Genomic DNA, 14,792 nt, shown 5'->3' with positions numbered 1-14,792 from the left:
GTTATGAATATTAAACGGCTGGTGGATTCTCTGGTCAGAAAGTACAAATCACGGAATCCCTTTGAGATAATCGAGCATCTCAATGTAATAGTTGTCTTTTATCCCTTACACGGGGTAAAAGGATTTTATCAGTACTTTCAGCGTAACAATATCATCTATATTGATGAAACATTATCCGATCAAGAGAAACTGTTTGTCTGTGGACATGAGTTGGGTCACATGCTCCTACATAAGAAATCGAATGCGATTTTCATGGACTCCCGGACTCAACTCAATACTACTAAGTACGAGATAGAGGCTAACCGATTTGCGATGAATCTATTGCTATCTGATGAGGAAATAGAGGAGCATTTAGATTTTTCTACAACACAGTTCTCACGACTATTCGGATACAATAAGAAGCTAATAGAATTACGGCTGAAGGATTTTAATTAATGTGGTGTTTTTCGGAGAAAGAGAGAGAACGCATGAAACTATTTGATAAATTTTTTAAAAATTCACCTGAAATACCCGAACAAAATTATAAACATAATGTCTATGAAAAGGAGACTTCTCAATATTCCCCCTTGCCTAGGTTTTATTATATAAAAGGCGAAAAATATGATATTGATTCACCGAACAGCGTTTCGAGCATTCCTATTTGTGAAACCCACTTTAAAATTAACGATGAAGATTGGGGAATAGATACCATTCTGCGAGAGCATGTAAACAGATATTACACTCACATCCCGGAAGATTTAAAAACAGTGTGCTATTCCAAAATTTCCGAAATAAAATGGGAAGGTCTAGAAAAATTATCTCATTCAGAAAAGCTGGCATTAGAAAAACAAAAAGAAGAGCAACTTCGAGAAAAAGCTCAACTTAATGCTATTTCGCGTTCAGATATGGAGCAGTTCCATTTTGAGAATTATAAAATGGAAGAACCTTTTTATGATAATAACAAATGTATTATGTTGATTTCCGATGAAAATAAAAACCAAATTGCACATGATTTGTCATTGCTTGATACCTATATAGAACCATATCGTAAGTCTTTGTGTATTGAGAATAATTTATATATAAATCCTAGCGAATTAAAATTTGACACCTTAAAACATGATAAGACAAATACTACTTTATATTTTACTTATTTTGAGTGCAAGCCGTATACTAAAACAGAAAAAAAATCGAAGTTTCCGCTCATACTTCATTATGCAACTCCAGCATATCATGAATTTAATCCGCCAACAGATTTTTTTGGGAATATATATTATTTGCAAGATGGAAATATTGGAAAAGCCCGACTGACATATTGGATTAGTCATACAATGTATTCTTTTGAATTAGGGCTAACAGGACAAACATTAGAAGTAAAAAAAGTAGAAAAAGCTGTCAATGGTAACAAAAGTCTATTGTATAAACGATGAACAAAATCCCTCCCTGCCCCACAGTGTGCAGGGGAAAAACTAAATACTGTATTTACCCGGGTAGCCGGAGGACGAGCTCCCACCCATTCCGAGAATCCTGTGGAGGGGGTGGTAATTATGAGTACATATGAAGAACTCAGTTTAATCGTAAGCATTGCGCTTTTGGTTGTAGCCATTCTGAATTATACGCATAAAAAATAGCCGTCCTGCCCTGACAAAGCTGACGACTATTTCTTATAGTTTTTAAGTTGCGCCGGAGCGGGTGAGGTGCAGTCACCTTCCAGCTATCCTGTTAAGTACATTATAGCAAATGTACCATAAATGTCAAGAACCGCCCCTGCGCCAACAGGAACGGCTCTGGAATATATCCGAAGATATACACCTAATCAACGAAAATATTGTATCATCTTCGGTCAGCTATCGCAATCAGAACATTTGTTTCTTGATAGCTGTTATTTTTATACTCATTTTTCTGCTCTGTCAGGAATAGAATGAATCAACCGAGGTGATGTCATGAAAACTAAATATTGTTATGGTTATGTTAGGGTATCCACATCTGGCCAAGAAGAGCTCTCTCCGGACTCACAAGCAAAGCTATTAAAAGACTTCGCGAAAAAGAATGATATGATCATCTTACAAATTTTTTACGAACTCGGCATCTCCGGCCGCAAAGCTGATAAACGTCCGGAATTTCAAAAAATGATTGCTCTTGCCAAATCAGACAAACATCCTGTCGATTGTATCATCGTATGGAAATTCAGCCGTTTTGCCAGAAACCAGGAAGAATCTATCGTTTATAAGTCCCTTCTTAAAAAAAAGCATAATGTGGACGTTTTAAGCGTTTCCGAGCCTCTTGTAGATGGTCCGTTCGGCTCTTTGATCGAGCGCATCATTGAATGGATGGACGAGTACTATTCCGTCCGTCTTTCCGGCGAAGTGACACGAGGTATGACAGAAAAGGCAAAACGCGGCGGCTATCAGGCGCGTCCTCCGCTTGGATACAAAATCCAAGAACGCGGAAAACCTCCTGTTATTGTACCGGAAGAAGCTGAAATAATTAAAATCATATTTGATAAATATGTAAATGAACATACCGGAATATTCGACATAGCACGCTATCTAAATTTGTGTGGGTTTAAAACATCTCACAACAAACCGTTTGAACGCAGATCTATTGAATACATCTTACAGAACCCAACTTACTGCGGTATGATCCGGTGGAACCGTACCGTAAGCGAAACAAACGAAATCCGGCCGGAATCAGAATGGATTGTCTCTGATGGTCAGCAACCTGCTATTATATCTAAAGAATTATTTGACAAAGCACAGATCCGTTACAAAAGCGAATACAAACCATCCGGCGCCAGACCTTCCTCTACATACAAACATTGGCTTTCAGGTCTTATGAAGTGCCCTGTATGTGGAAGAACCATGATTGCCAAAACAGTAAATAACCAAAAATCATACTGCTATTTTACATGCTATGGATACTCAAAAGGAAAATGCCTTGCAAAAACATCTGTAAGCTCGTTAAGGTTAGAACCGGCGGTACTTGCATCCATAAAAGAAGTTCTGGACACTGGCAACATCATCTACAGGCACGTTGAACCGGTGCAGGAAACTTCTGTGGATCTAAACGTCATTATTACGGAGCAGTTAAGAAAGAATGCGGAAAAATTTGACCGCATCAGAGAAGCGTACCGTAATGGAGTAGATACACTTGACGAATATAAAGAAAATAAGCGCATGGTTCAGGAAGAAAAAGAGATGCTGGAAAAGCAGCTTGCAGACATAAAACCAGCAGAACCTACTATTGATACTTCTAAAATCGCTATGTTGGAAAAAGTAAGAAATGTATATGAAATCATAGAATCTGACTCTGTGGACCCCGTAACCAAAAATGAAATCCTAAAGAGCGTGATAGAAAAGATTATATATGATCGCTCAAAAGATGAGCTGAAAGTTTATTACTACTATGCGCCGGAATCCCAGTAAAATCAAGGGTTTTCGCAGTTTTGTAGGTTATAACAAAAAGGTCATCCAATTCGGACAGCTCACCATTTTCCCGTCACAATACTGTGTCAATATCGGCTGCCGCACGTTCGGTCTTGAAAGATAATTTGCAAACAATTCATCTACGATCACGGAAATGCTTTCATATACATTTCTTTCCGGTATCCACTTATGATCGAATGCTGTAGATGAAGTGATCGTAAAATCATACCCTTTGTTTCTATACCATTCGGTATAAACGCGATTGAGCGTAAAAGACATAATCGCAAGAACGTTTGCCCGAATCGTATTTGCGGGCCAGGTGGCATAAATTTCGCTGGACGCCACATTTTTGATATAATCTTTATACTTCACATAATAGTTTTTTGCAGTCGAATCTCTCGGAGAACCGTCATGAACAACAATGTATTCAGGAACAACAACACGGCTTAAAACGATCTCTCCGCTTTCATTTACAGGCTTGATCTCATCTTCCGCTATTTTAGGAGGATATTCTGCATATAAAGTATGAGCAGGGATGACGAAAATTTCTTCCTCTTCCCTGCCCGTATCTGTCGGTCTCATCCTGATATTTTGAATTGCTTTTGTATTTGCCAGAATTTCTGTTCCCGCAATGCTCACAGGCTCAAACCCCGGAGCGCTTACATTCAATGTATATTCCGAATAAGGCTGCCGTTCGTTTTCAGGGTCCAGACTCCACTCTTCCGGCGGCGCATCCAGCTCAATCATATCCGTCTGCCCCGAGGAATCAGTCACCAACTGTTCTAATGTATTTTCCGGAACACCGGTATACGAAATCGAAATGCGAGCTTCCGAAATCGGATATGAATTCACCGATGAAGTTACATTCACCTGTAATGATCCTTTATCTGCCGCCTCCTGCTGCATTTTCACATTCTGCATCCCGACTCCTTGCATTGCAGCTTTATACCTCTTATTGTTTTCTGTTTCCCGCATACGTTCTCCTTCATCAGATTTATTCTCTCTAAATATATATGCGGAAGCTTTCGTTTAGAACAACTTTCGTATTCGGAGTCTCTGCAAGAGCATATGATAATCAAAACAACTTCATGATATCGTTATACATCACAACGGCCATCAGTACCATAAGCAATGCGAATCCCGCAAAATGTACCATTCCTTCTTTTTCCGACGGAACACGTTTTTTACGGATCGCTTCTATTATAAGAAAAACAAGTCGTCCTCCGTCCAATGCAGGGAGCGGAAGCAGATTTAAAATTCCGAGATTTGTTGTCAGCAGAACACCGAAGTTCATCATACTGAGCATCACAACGCCGAACCCTGCCGGAGCTGCTTCCTGATACATGTCGTCTACGGCATTTACAATTCCTACCGGACCTGAAAGATCTTTAAGTCCTGCCTGACCTGTCACAAGCATGCGCAAACTGTCTACTGTATAATTCATCCAGTACTTTACTTTGTAAATACTGTATTCAACAGATTTGAAAATCCCCGGTTTTACTATATCTCCGCTTGTCACCCCAAGCAGCGGTGCGGCATCGCCTTCCAACTGTCGAGGCTCCAGTTTTGCCGTATATTTCTTGCCGTCACGTTCATACTCTACTTTGAAAGGCGCTTCATCGGCATGTGTCATTGTATACAGACTGACATCATCCCATATATGCACGTTCCGCCCGTTGATCTCTGTGATAACGTCTCCGGCTTGAAGTCCCTCTTCCTGCGCGGAATAGCCGTCCAGCACTCCTGTTATTTCCGGACTTCTGTAACCGGTTATCATAATCAATATAAAACAGAAAACACACGCAAGAATGAGATTGAAGATCGGTCCCGCCGCAACAACTGACATTCTCGCCCACACGGATTTACTGTTGAAACTTCCTTCCGACAGATCGTCGGCATCATCTTCGCCCATCATACACGCGCCGCCGAAAGGAAGCAGTTTCAGAGAAAATTTTGTCTCTCCGATCTGTTTTCCTAATAACGTAGGTCCAAGTCCTAAAGAAAATTCATCTACCCGAATTCCGTTTTTCTTTGCAAGAAGAAAATGTCCCAATTCATGAAAGATGATAATAAAACTAAATAATAAAACTGCAATAATGATTCCCATTCGCTACCACCTGTTTTTTATAAATTCATATGTTTCCCGCTCAGTCTTTAGTATCTCTTCCACTGTCGGATCTGCAATATTTTTATGATTTTCCATACACGCCGAAATAATCTCCGGAATCTCAAGATATGCGATCTGTCTTCCGAGAAACATTGCAACAGCACGCTCGTTTGCCGCATTAAACACAGTCGGAAGAGAACCGCCTTTTCTCCCGGCTTCATACGCAAGCTTCAGTCCGTAAAACGTCTCCATATCCGGCTTCTCAAAAGTAATCTGCGAAAGTGTGGAAAAATCAAGACGATCTCCCGGAAGATACCTTCTCTCCGGATAATAAAGCGCATATTGGATCGGCAGTTTCATGTCCGGTGTTCCAAGTTGAGCGATCACCGCACCGTCCTCATATTCTACCATAGAATGAATAATGCTTTGAGGCTGTACGACAACTTGGATCTGATCGACCGAAACGTCAAAAAGCCATTTGGCTTCTATCACTTCAAGACCTTTATTCACCATTGTAGAAGAATCGATCGTAATCTTCTGTCCCATCTCCCAGTTTGGATGTTTCAAAGCATCTTCAACTTGTATACCGGTAAGTTCTTCTCTTTTTTTCCCGCGGAACGGTCCGCCCGAAGCAGTCAATAATATTTTATGGAGAGCTTTGCGCTGTCCCCCCTGAAGCGACTGAAAAATCGCGCTGTGTTCACTGTCTACAGGAAGGATCGACACTTTATATTGTTCCGCCAGCGGCATGATAATATGCCCTGCCGTCACAAGTGTTTCTTTATTTGCCAGCGCAATATCCTTTCCGGCTTTGATCGCCTCGATCGTCGGCAGGATTCCGATCATACCTACAATCGCAGTTACAACAATCTGTGAATCTTTCCAAGATGCAGCGGCAAGCAATCCGTCCATCCCGGATAAGATCTCCACATCCAGATCCGCAGTCTTTATTTTCAGCTCTGCGGCTTTTTCCTCATTCCACACTGCGGCAATCGACGGTTTGAATTCCCGGATCTGTTTTTCCAGAAGTTCAATGTTATTTCCCGCAGCAAGCGCCGTGATTTTTATATCTTTGTTTGTTCTTACAATTTCAAGCGTCTGGGTTCCGATCGAGCCGGTAGACCCTAAGACAGCGATTCTTTTCATATCTTTGTACCTCACTTCTGCATCTGTCCTGTAACATATCGCCCGTAAACTTATCTTCCGGCTTCATAATGCCCTTATGTCTTACAATAAAACCGCAAGATAATATATGATCGGAGCAGTAAAAATGACACTGTCAAAACGATCCAGAATTCCTCCATGACCCGGAATCAGTTTCCCGTAATCTTTAATATTATGATAACGTTTGATCGCCGATGCCGCCAGATCGCCGATCTGGGAAATTGCGCCGCCGACTGCACCGATCACTGCATAAGAAACGATACTCGCCCCTGCATTTCCCCAGTGGTTCACAGCTAATGCATAAAGCACACCAATCAGGGCTGCGCCTGCAATTCCTCCTATCCCGCCTTCTACGGATTTTTTCGGACTCAGAACCGGAGCCATCTTATGCTTTCCGATGAGCATGCCTACACAGTATGCACATGTATCGCATCCCCACGAACAGATAAACACAAGCCATACGGTAAACACTCCTCCCGGAAGCATTCTTGTAAGGTAAATGTAAGACAGCATTACCGCTACATAAAATACTCCGAAAAATGCCGCCATGATCTGCTGTGTATTATATTTCGGATAAGAAAATACAAGCACTGCCATCTGGCAGATCAAATACGCCATAAAAAGCAGCATAAACCATGTATGTTTTTCTCCCGGGAGATATTCTTCCATATAAATAAGCGCATAATACCCGAAAGCAAAAATATAACCGACAATTCCCGGCGCTTTTTTCTCAATGCCAAACACTTTATAAAGTTCTGACATTCCGATCAGGCTGATCGCGAAAAGAACCGTAAATAAAACTTGCCCTCCGGCAATCACTGTCGTCAATGCAATGATCATCAGCATAATGCCGCTCAACAACCGTGTTTTAAACATAGATTACGCCTCCTCAACTTTGCCGAATCTTCTGTGTCTGTGGTTATATTCTTCGATTGCTTTTACAAGTTCTTCTTTTGTAAAATCCGGCCAGGGCACATCCGTAAAATAAAATTCCGAATATGCAAGCTGCCAAAGAAGATAATTCGACAATCTCTGCTCCCCACTCGTTCGGATCATCATATCTGGATCCGGAATCCCATGAGTATCTAAATATGTCTCAAACACCGATTCATCAATCTCTTCTGCTTTTATCTTTCCTTCTGCACAGTCTTTCGCCATTTTTTGCGCTGCCCGTGTCAGCTCATCTCTGCTTCCGTAATTCAAGGCAATCGTAAAATTCAGACCGCCGTTGTCTGTGGTAGCAGCTTCTAGCTCGCGAATCCTGCTTTTGATATCGTCATCCAACGGCTCAATATCTCCGATCACACGGATCTTCATATCATTCTTGGCCGCTGTTTTCAAGCATGTTTTCATATAATTACGAAGCAGTTTCATAAGAGCCGCAACTTCATTTTCCGGGCGGCTCCAATTTTCTGTTGAAAATGCATAAACCGTCAGATATTTAATTCCCATACGCCATGCCTCTTCACAGATTTTCTCCACATTTTTGCTTCCCTGTGCGTGTCCGTAGTTTCGCGGCATCCCCTTTGCTTTCGCCCATCTGCCATTTCCGTCTAAAATAATTGCTATATGCTGCGGTACGTTCATCTTTTCTTCCTCTCTATACGAAAGGGGGCTTACAATCAAAGCCCCCAGTTTTTGTAACGGCGTTAAGAATCCGATTACACAGTCATAATCTCTTTTGTCTTTACCTCGACCATCTTATCAATCTTTTCGATATATTTATCCGTAATCTTCTGAAGATCGTCTTCCAGATCTTTGATCTCATCTTCCGAAACTTCCGTTCCTTTTAACTTCTTAAACGCTACATTTCCGTCACGACGGATATTTCTGACAGCCACTTTCGCAGCCTCTCCTTTTTTCTTCACATCTTTTGCCAGTTCTTTTCTCCGATCCTCCGTAAGTTCAGGGAATACGAGGCGAACCGTCGAACCGTCATTAGTCGGATTGATGCCGAGATCTGACATAAGGATCGCTTTCTCAATCTCTTTGAGCATGCTCTTTTCCCACGGCTGGATCTGAATCATCCTTGCTTCCGGGACAGATACGTTTGCCACCTGTTGGATCGGTGTCGGCGATCCGTAATAATCAACTGTCAATTTATCAAGAACATGTGGATTTGCGCGACCGGCTCTGATCGTAGCTAATTCTCCGTCAAGATTATTGATCGTTTTTGTCATCTTTGAATCATATGTCGTCAATCTTTCATTCATATTTATATCCTCCTGCAAATTTTTTATAACGCTTATACAGTCACTTTCGTTCCCGTAAAGTTTCCGCTCATCGTTTCCACAATACTGTTTTCCTCGTTCAAACCGAATACAAGCATCGGCATCTTATTTTCAAGGCAGAGAATCGATGCTGTAAGATCCACCGCGGCAAGTTTCTGATCGATCACTTCCTGTATGGATATCTCGTCATATTTGACCGCTTCCGGATTCACTTTCGGATCGCTGTCATAAATACCGTCTATCGCCTTTGCAAGCAGCATCGCGTCCGCTTCAATCTCGATCGCTCTTAATACCGCCCCTGTATCTGTTGAAAAATACGGATGTCCCGTTCCTCCTGCGAAAAAGATCACTTTTCCTTCTTCCAGCGCCGCTACTGCCGCATCTTTTGAGAATAATGACGTAAACGAACCGCATACAAACGGCGTAAACACTTCTGTTTTCATCCCGACATAACGGAAAATATCAGATACATAAATACAGTTCATCACCGTTGCCAGCATTCCGATCTGATCTGCTTTTGTCCGGTCGATCGTCTCGCTCGTCCTTCCCCTCCAGAAGTTGCCTCCTCCGGTCACGATCGCCACCTGAATGCCATCCTCAGTCAGTTTCTTTACCTGCTCTGCAACTTTAATACAGGTTGCCTCGTCAAAACCTGTTTTTTTATCTCCCGCGAGCGCTTCTCCGCTCAGCTTTAACAGTACTCTTTTCATATCGTACTCTCCTTTGTTTTCTTCACATTAACTATTTAAAATCAATGCTGACCTAAAATGAAGTATAACATAAGTTTTTCATTTTGTCATGTACATATCCCGCATCTCGTTCATCTGCCATAACCGTCAGTTTATCGCCTGCCATAAGGCATGTTTTTCCTTTCGGAATAAACTCTTTTCCGCCTCTGTCTACCGCGACAAGAAGGCAGTTGTCCGGCAGATCTATTTCCATGACGGTGCGGTTTTCAAGAGCAGAACCTCCCATGATCACAAACTCGCTCAGCACTTTCTGCCCGCCCGCATAAACCGGCTGTTCTTCCTCTTTTTCTCTTCGCAGCAGATTTGCCAGAAGGCTTTCATAAATCGGTTCAGATCTTACCAAAGTTGCAGTGACATATGCAGTCACCGAAACAAGTGCAAGAGAAAGCATCTGACTTACCGAGCCGGACATCTCAAACAGAAGTATGATCCCTGTGATCGGCGCACGAACGATCGCCGTGAAAAATCCGGCCATTGCCAGTAAAACGAAATTATTCATATACATCGGATCTAAACCGAAGATTTCCGTTCCTGTCATAGAGAAGATTCCGCCGACCATTGCGCCTAATATCAGAAGCGGAAAAAAAATTCCGCCAGGAGCGCCGGATCCGAAACTGACTGCCGAAAACAGAAATTTCACAAGAAACGTAATGATCGCAACTTTCAACACCATCTCTTTATCCGTCAAAGCAACGATCAGATCCCCTCCGCTTCCAAGTACCGAAGGCATGCAAAGTCCAAGCACTCCCGCCGCCGAAAACGCGATCATAAGACGAGTCGTCTCGTTTAAAAATTTCGGTCTTTTATAAAGTTCCTGCGCTTTTAGCATTACCTTATTATAGAGCGCTCCCATCAGACCTAAAATCACTCCCAACACAAGGATCATCCAATAATAATTCTGGGGAAGCGTCTGTTCCAACTGAAATCGGAACACCGGATCAAGCCCCATAATATGAGACGATATATAATCTGCCGTAACCGAAGCTGTCATAACCGAAATAAGCAGACTTGTCGAAAACCCTTTGTGCAGTTCTTCCAACGCAAACATAACGCCTGCCAAAGGAGCGTGAAATGCCGCAGCCAGTCCGGCGCTCGCCCCACACGTCATCAAATACCGTTCTTCTGTTTTCCCTCTGCTTAAAATCCGTGATATTCCCTGTCCGCTCATCACTCCAAGCTGTATAGACGGACCTTCCCTGCCAAGAGACAGTCCGCCGAACAGACAAAGAAATCCTCCCGCAAACTTAGCGGGCAGAACTTTAAGCCAGTTTTGATTCAATTTTCCAAGTATTTCACCTTCAACCTGCGGTATTCCGCTCCCCGATATCATCGGTTCCCATTTTATCAGTTTCCCGACAAGCACTGCAAGCAGCATCAAAACAGCAAACCATCCCGCAATCCGCAGTGGATTTCCTTTTATAAACGCCAGCGCTTCACCAAGCCATTTTCCCGCACAAGTAAGCGCGATTCTGTAAAGGAGCACGATCAACCCTCCGACAGCTCCTACGAGAAGTCCTTCCCCGATCAATATAACAGGAAAACGCTGCGCTCTTTTTATTGTATGCGATGTATTTCTTTTCATTTTATCCTCATTTCTTCCATTCCTTTTTTCTACAGTTCCGACAAAAAGCCGTAAAGATCATCGAAGATCTTCCCGAAAATATTTCACACCAGAAATATAGACACAATCACAGTGACAATACCGCATATACCGATTGCAAGTCCGCTCATCGCGCCTTCCACTTCCCCGATCTCAATCGCTTTCGATGTTCCTACCGCATGGCTGGATGCCCCTATGGCAAGTCCTGCCGCAACCGGATCAGATACCTTAAATAATTTTATAAGAAGGGGCGCAAATATCCCCCCTAGTATTCCTGTTCCGATAACGGCGGCAACCGTAATCGGAACGACGCCGCCTGCCGGTTCTGATATGCTCACGGCAATCGGGGTTGTTACGGATTTCGGCAGCAAAGAAACTGTCAGACTTTTATCCAGTCCGAATAACCGGCACAGTCCGTAAACACTTCCCATAGATGCCAAAGATCCGGCCGTGCAGCCGACAAGAATCGGAAGCCAGTACTGTTTGAGTATCTGTATTTTTGTATAGATTGCCACTGCAAGGCAGGCAGTTGCCGGAGCGAGGAACATATTAATAATCTTTCCTCCCGCATTATAATCTTCATAGGGTATTTTAAAAATAAGAAGAACCCCGACAATAAGAACAATGGCAATCACCAATGGATTACAGACAGGTGTTTTTAACTTTTCATTTAATTTCACCCCGATTCCGAAGGCTAGAACGCTTAGCGCAATTCCAAAATACGGTGAAGAACACAATTCTCTCATTTTTCTCCGCCTCCTGACTGTAGATTTTCTGGTTTCCTGCTTTTCATCAAACGGAGTGTCAATTTCACGCTCCATGCAGTCACTGCAAATGTAATAATTGTAGAAATAATACAAACAAAAACTAACTGTACAATCGAATGTTTCAGCACATCAAAATAATTCATAATACTTACGCCCGCAGGAACAAAAAAGAACGCCATATTTCCGAGAAGAAAATCCGCCTTTTCCTGAATATGTTCTATCTTTAAAACTCCGGTAAACAGGCATAAAAAAAGAAGTATCATTCCGATCACACTTGCCGGAAAGGTAAAAGGAAGCAGTTTCTCTATCACAAGGCTAAGCCAGCATACTGTAAAAATGATCCCGATCTGTCTAATGATTTTCATTGCATCAACTCCTTAATTGTTCTTGATCGCCTATCATTAACTCTACTAAAATACCACTGTCTTTGCAAGACTGTCAATGTCGGGCGCTATTCTTTAAATCTGTTCATATATCATTTATCTGCACATTAAAAGGCGAAAAAAGAGATAGAAATAAAAGAAATATGCAAAAAAAATCATTGACATTCTTTTTTTTGTATTCTATGATACTATTAGTTTCGCACTTTAAACAGTTAAAATTTTGCAGTATGAAGTTGAACGCTTTTGTTCTTCCCTTCGCTGCCGAAAATATTTTTCATAATACAGGGAGGCATTTTTATGATTATCGTACTGAAACCACATTCAACAGAAGAAACTATTACACGTGTAGAAAATATGGTCAAAAACCGGGGACTCGACACACACATCGTCCGCGGTACAGAGATGACGATCATCGGATGTATCGGAGATACAACGCTGATCGACCCACGACTCTTTGAAGTTGACAGTTCCGTAGATAAAGTTATGCATGTTCAGGAACCTTACAAACTTGCCAACCGCGCGTTTCATCCCGAAGACTCCGTGATCGACGTCTCAGGAGTCAAAATCGGCGGAGGACATATGGGATTGATCGCAGGTCCTTGTTCTGTAGAATCTTTTGATCAAGTGCTCGAGATCGCAAAAGCCGCAAAAGCCGCCGGAGCTAATCTTCTGCGCGGAGGAGCATTTAAACCGAGAACAAGCCCGTACTCATTTCAAGGGTTAGGTCTTGACGGACTGGAGATTCTCTGTCAGGTCAAACAAGAAGTCGGTCTTCCGATCGTAACAGAGCTGATGTCTCCTGAATACCTCGATGTTTTCAATGAGAAAGTAGATCTTATTCAGATCGGAGCCCGCAATATGCAGAATTTTGATTTATTAAAACAGCTCGGTCAGGTAGACCGTCCGATCTTATTAAAACGCGGTTTGAACGCTACCTACGAAGAATGGATCATGTCAGCCGAATATATTATGGCTTCAGGAAATGAAAACGTTATCCTGTGCGAGCGTGGTATCCGTACATTTGAAACATATACAAGAAACACTCTTGACTTACAGAGCATTCCTGTACTTCGCAAAAAGACACATCTTCCTGTTGTAATCGATCCTAGTCATGCAGGAGGAAAATGGTGGCTTGTAGAACCGATGGCAAAAGCTGCCGTAGCGGCAGGCGCAGACGGTCTGATGATCGAAGTTCACAATAATCCGGAGTGTGCTCTTTGCGACGGAGCACAGTCACTGAAACCGGAAAAATATGACACACTTCTCAAAGAAATAAAACTAATTGCCGAGGTTGTCGGAAAACAGCTATAAAAGGAGATTCTATGAAACTAACAGTCAATCTGAAGGAAAACTCTTATCCGATCTATATTGAAAACGGGATTTTAAATCGCGCGGGAGAATACATCGCCGATCTGTTTCACGGACAGCGTATTATGATCGTCTCCGATGACAATGTATTTCCACTGTACGGAAAACAATTATGCGATTCCCTTTCTGGCTACGAGTGTCATTCTCTCGTCCTCCCTCATGGAGAACCGACAAAAAGTTTCGACACACTTCCGAAAGTCTACTCCGCAATGCTTGACGCAAAACTGACCCGAAGCGATCTTGTGATCGCTCTCGGAGGCGGAGTGATCGGGGATCTGACCGGATTTGCGGCATCTACCTACTTGCGAGGAATCAAATGTGTGCAAATACCGACTTCTCTTTTGGCACAGGTAGACTCATCCGTCGGCGGCAAAACCGCCGTAGACCTTCCTCAGGGGAAAAATCTTGTAGGCGCGTTCTTCCACCCGAAAATGGTGCTGATCGATCCTCTTGTACTGAACACACTGCCTGATCATTTCATCCATGACGGCATGGGCGAAGTGATCAAATATGGCTGCATCAAAGACTCCGGGTTGTTTGATCTTCTCCTTTCTCATTCTTCATTTGAAGATCTCAAACCGGATCTGCCAAAGATCATTGCCAGATGTGTTGATATCAAACGGATCGTTGTAGAAGCAGACCAGTTTGATACCGGAGAGCGGATGCTTTTAAATTTCGGTCATACACTGGCCCATACGATTGAACAATATTATCAATATGAGCGGGAAAGCCATGGAGAAGCCGTCGGAATCGGCATGTATCAGCTTACGAAAATGTCAGAAAAACGCGGCCTTACCGCAAAGGGATGCGCTGAAAAGATTCGGAAAGCTTTAGATATCTACAATCTTCCGACAAGCTGCAAATTGACTGTTTCCGAACTGATCAAAGCGATCTCCCTTGATAAGAAAAACTTAAACGGACACTTAAACCTCGTCCTTTTAAAAGAAATCGGCGACAGTTATATTTATCCTACAAAAATCGGTTTTTTTGAAAACGAGTTGAACACATTTATGTGAGAATGT

General features: G+C 42.5%; 14 protein-coding genes and 1 pseudogene. 5 read left to right on the top strand and 10 right to left on the bottom strand.

Annotated features, from left to right (window positions below; translation table 11 throughout):
• The first annotated feature begins 3 nt into the window (after positions 1-3).
• The 3 genes from RUMTOR_RS06040 (at position 4) to RUMTOR_RS06030 (ending at position 3,401) form a co-directional block, all read left to right on the top strand.
• The gene (locus RUMTOR_RS06040) at positions 4-435 is read left to right on the top strand and encodes an ImmA/IrrE family metallo-endopeptidase (protein WP_004846283.1); all 432 of its coding nucleotides are present in this window, start codon (positions 4-6) and stop codon (positions 433-435) included.
• Positions 436-467: 32 nt separating this feature from the next.
• Positions 468-1,406: a hypothetical protein gene (locus tag RUMTOR_RS06035; protein ID WP_044998034.1), complete on the top strand. Its 939-nt coding sequence runs from the start codon at positions 468-470 to the stop codon at positions 1,404-1,406.
• A gap of 513 nt (positions 1,407-1,919) precedes the next feature.
• The gene (locus tag RUMTOR_RS06030) at positions 1,920-3,401 is read left to right on the top strand and encodes a recombinase family protein (protein ID WP_004846281.1); all 1,482 of its coding nucleotides are present in this window, start codon (positions 1,920-1,922) and stop codon (positions 3,399-3,401) included.
• 39 nt (positions 3,402-3,440) lie between these two features.
• Here the strand turns inward: RUMTOR_RS06030 and RUMTOR_RS06025 are convergent.
• From RUMTOR_RS06025 to RUMTOR_RS05980, 10 genes and pseudogenes are all read right to left on the bottom strand, one after another.
• A pseudogene (locus RUMTOR_RS06025) lies at positions 3,441-4,376 on the bottom strand (carboxypeptidase-like regulatory domain-containing protein); the annotation flags it as partial.
• Positions 4,377-4,476: 100 nt separating this feature from the next.
• Positions 4,477-5,508, bottom strand: a complete 1,032-nt coding sequence (rseP, locus tag RUMTOR_RS06020; protein ID WP_004846279.1) for an RIP metalloprotease RseP — start codon at positions 5,506-5,508, stop codon at positions 4,477-4,479.
• A gap of 3 nt (positions 5,509-5,511) precedes the next feature.
• Positions 5,512-6,654, bottom strand: a complete 1,143-nt coding sequence (gene dxr / locus RUMTOR_RS06015) for a 1-deoxy-D-xylulose-5-phosphate reductoisomerase (RefSeq protein ID WP_004846278.1) — start codon at positions 6,652-6,654, stop codon at positions 5,512-5,514.
• Positions 6,655-6,735: 81 nt separating this feature from the next.
• Positions 6,736-7,548 (bottom strand): phosphatidate cytidylyltransferase, encoded by an 813-nt coding sequence (locus tag RUMTOR_RS06010; RefSeq protein WP_004846277.1) that lies wholly within the window; start codon positions 7,546-7,548, stop codon positions 6,736-6,738.
• 3 nt (positions 7,549-7,551) lie between these two features.
• Positions 7,552-8,295: an isoprenyl transferase gene (locus RUMTOR_RS06005; RefSeq protein ID WP_256125589.1), complete on the bottom strand. Its 744-nt coding sequence runs from the start codon at positions 8,293-8,295 to the stop codon at positions 7,552-7,554.
• 38 nt (positions 8,296-8,333) lie between these two features.
• Positions 8,334-8,885, bottom strand: a complete 552-nt coding sequence (gene frr / locus RUMTOR_RS06000) for a ribosome recycling factor (protein ID WP_004846275.1) — start codon at positions 8,883-8,885, stop codon at positions 8,334-8,336.
• Positions 8,886-8,917: 32 nt separating this feature from the next.
• The gene (gene pyrH / locus RUMTOR_RS05995; RefSeq protein ID WP_004846274.1) at positions 8,918-9,613 is read right to left on the bottom strand and encodes a UMP kinase; all 696 of its coding nucleotides are present in this window, start codon (positions 9,611-9,613) and stop codon (positions 8,918-8,920) included.
• 52 nt (positions 9,614-9,665) lie between these two features.
• Complete coding sequence (locus tag RUMTOR_RS05990) at positions 9,666-11,234, bottom strand: ClC family H(+)/Cl(-) exchange transporter (RefSeq protein WP_004846273.1); 1,569 nt, start codon at positions 11,232-11,234, stop codon at positions 9,666-9,668.
• Positions 11,235-11,317: 83 nt separating this feature from the next.
• Positions 11,318-11,998: an LrgB family protein gene (locus RUMTOR_RS05985; RefSeq protein WP_004846272.1), complete on the bottom strand. Its 681-nt coding sequence runs from the start codon at positions 11,996-11,998 to the stop codon at positions 11,318-11,320.
• Positions 11,995-12,384 carry a CidA/LrgA family protein gene (locus tag RUMTOR_RS05980; RefSeq protein ID WP_004846271.1) on the bottom strand — a complete coding sequence of 130 codons (390 nt, stop codon included), beginning with the start codon at positions 12,382-12,384 and terminating at the stop codon, positions 11,995-11,997. The genes RUMTOR_RS05985 and RUMTOR_RS05980 overlap by 4 nt, the downstream gene beginning before the upstream one ends.
• Before the next feature lie 315 nt (positions 12,385-12,699).
• On the opposite strand from RUMTOR_RS05980, the gene aroF reads away from it, so the two are divergent.
• The gene (aroF, locus tag RUMTOR_RS05975) at positions 12,700-13,713 is read left to right on the top strand and encodes a 3-deoxy-7-phosphoheptulonate synthase (RefSeq protein ID WP_004846270.1); all 1,014 of its coding nucleotides are present in this window, start codon (positions 12,700-12,702) and stop codon (positions 13,711-13,713) included.
• A gap of 11 nt (positions 13,714-13,724) precedes the next feature.
• On the top strand, positions 13,725-14,786 hold the full coding sequence (gene aroB, locus RUMTOR_RS05970; protein WP_004846269.1) for a 3-dehydroquinate synthase: 1,062 nt from the start codon (positions 13,725-13,727) through the stop codon (positions 14,784-14,786).
• Positions 14,787-14,792 lie beyond the last annotated feature (6 nt).

It is taken from the genome of [Ruminococcus] torques ATCC 27756 (genome assembly GCF_000153925.1).
GTDB classification, from domain to species: Bacteria; Bacillota; Clostridia; order Lachnospirales; family Lachnospiraceae; genus Mediterraneibacter; species Mediterraneibacter torques.
Note: the sequence above shows the minus strand (reverse complement) of the source record. Positions and strands in the feature narration are given on the sequence as shown.

What these genes read in the sequence shown, in the direction of transcription:
- RUMTOR_RS06030 (WP_004846281.1), top strand. Translation starts at nt 1,920, where the DNA reads ATGAAAACTAAATATTGTTATGGTTATGTTAGGGTATCCACATCTGGC.
- rseP (WP_004846279.1), bottom strand. Translation starts at nt 5,508, where the DNA reads ATGGGAATCATTATTGCAGTTTTATTATTTAGTTTTATTATCATCTTT.
- RUMTOR_RS06040 (WP_004846283.1), top strand. Translation starts at nt 4, where the DNA reads ATGAATATTAAACGGCTGGTGGATTCTCTGGTCAGAAAGTACAAATCA.
- frr (WP_004846275.1), bottom strand. Translation starts at nt 8,885, where the DNA reads ATGAATGAAAGATTGACGACATATGATTCAAAGATGACAAAAACGATC.
- RUMTOR_RS05980 (WP_004846271.1), bottom strand. Translation starts at nt 12,384, where the DNA reads ATGAAAATCATTAGACAGATCGGGATCATTTTTACAGTATGCTGGCTT.
- dxr (WP_004846278.1), bottom strand. Translation starts at nt 6,654, where the DNA reads ATGAAAAGAATCGCTGTCTTAGGGTCTACCGGCTCGATCGGAACCCAG.
- aroF (WP_004846270.1), top strand. Translation starts at nt 12,700, where the DNA reads ATGATTATCGTACTGAAACCACATTCAACAGAAGAAACTATTACACGT.
- RUMTOR_RS06035 (WP_044998034.1), top strand. Translation starts at nt 468, where the DNA reads ATGAAACTATTTGATAAATTTTTTAAAAATTCACCTGAAATACCCGAA.
- pyrH (WP_004846274.1), bottom strand. Translation starts at nt 9,613, where the DNA reads ATGAAAAGAGTACTGTTAAAGCTGAGCGGAGAAGCGCTCGCGGGAGAT.
- RUMTOR_RS05985 (WP_004846272.1), bottom strand. Translation starts at nt 11,998, where the DNA reads ATGAGAGAATTGTGTTCTTCACCGTATTTTGGAATTGCGCTAAGCGTT.
- RUMTOR_RS05990 (WP_004846273.1), bottom strand. Translation starts at nt 11,234, where the DNA reads ATGAAAAGAAATACATCGCATACAATAAAAAGAGCGCAGCGTTTTCCT.
- RUMTOR_RS06010 (WP_004846277.1), bottom strand. Translation starts at nt 7,548, where the DNA reads ATGTTTAAAACACGGTTGTTGAGCGGCATTATGCTGATGATCATTGCA.
- aroB (WP_004846269.1), top strand. Translation starts at nt 13,725, where the DNA reads ATGAAACTAACAGTCAATCTGAAGGAAAACTCTTATCCGATCTATATT.